The sequence below is a fragment of the Microbacterium hydrothermale genome (assembly GCF_004854025.1).
Lineage (GTDB): Bacteria > Actinomycetota > Actinomycetes > Actinomycetales > Microbacteriaceae > Microbacterium > Microbacterium hydrothermale.
In genome coordinates, this window is sequence record NZ_STGM01000018.1 from 1 (window position 1) to 718 (window position 718).

Sequence of the window (718 nt, forward strand, 5' to 3'; positions counted from 1 at the left end):
GCTGTCGTCGCCTCCAAGCCCGACGCACTGCTCATCGCGCCGACGGATGTGTCGGCCATGCAGGCGCCGATCGCCGCAGCCGAAGCCGCCGGGATCAAGGTCGTCCTCGTCGACACCACCCTGGAGGACCCCTCCGGGGCGGTGTCGCAGATCTCCAGTGACAACGAAGGCGGCGGAGCGGCCGCGTTCGAGGCGATCCAGAAGGCCAACCCCAACGGCGGCAAGGTCCTCGTCGTGTCCACCGACCCCGGTGTGTCCACCACCGACGCCCGCGCCCAGGGCTTCGAAGACGCCGTCAAGAAGGACTCCAAGTTCGAGTCGGTGGGCGTGCAGTACTCCCACAACGAGCCCTCCACCGCCGCGGAGATCGTCACCGCCGCCCTGCAGAAGGACCCCGACATCGTCGGCATCTTCGCCGCCAACCTCTTCGCCGCCGAAGGTTCCGCCACCGGCGTGCAGCAGGCCGGCAAGCAGGGCGCCGTCACCATCGTCGGTTTCGACGCCGGTCCCGCCCAGGTCAAGGCCCTCGAAGCCGGAACCGTCCAGGCCCTCGTCGCCCAGGAGCCCGGCACCATCGGCTCCGACGGCGTCAAGCAGGCCATCGCGGCGCTGAAGGGCGAATCCACCGAAGCGAAGATCCAGACCGGCTTCACCATCCTGACCAAGGACAACATCAACGGCGACGGCAAGGACGCGGTCTACAAGTCCAGCTGCTGAC

1 protein-coding gene is annotated in these 718 nt (G+C 68.4%); it reads left to right on the plus strand.

Features of this window, described 5'->3' with window-relative positions; genetic code table 11:
• Nucleotides 1–717 (plus strand): substrate-binding domain-containing protein (locus tag FB047_RS16760; protein ID WP_136588346.1); only part of this gene is annotated, 717 nt, incomplete at its 5' end.
• Nucleotide 718: the final 1 nt, after the last annotated feature.